1 protein-coding gene is annotated in these 206 nt (G+C 68.0%); it reads left to right on the top strand.

Features of this window, described 5'->3' with window-relative positions:
- The coding region (locus tag QM588_RS25715; RefSeq protein WP_336620095.1) for an endonuclease/exonuclease/phosphatase family protein at window positions 1-206 on the top strand (206 nt) is incomplete at both ends.

Here is a 206-nt window from a genome sequence, read left to right on the forward strand (position 1 = left end):
TGACGGTGCTGCACGCCAAGATCTGGCTCGGCCAGGCTGATCCGGATGCGTTGATCGCGCACGTCGAACACCACCGACCGGACGTGCTCACTCTCGTCGAGGTGACGCCCGAGGCCGACGCGAGCCTTCGATCCAGGCTCTCCGAGCAGTTCCCGTACGCCCACGTCAGCGCCGGGCCGGGTGGCACTGGAACCGGCATCTACCGC

Source organism: Rhodococcus sp. IEGM 1354 (assembly GCF_030056855.1).
GTDB lineage: Bacteria > Actinomycetota > Actinomycetes > Mycobacteriales > Mycobacteriaceae > Rhodococcoides.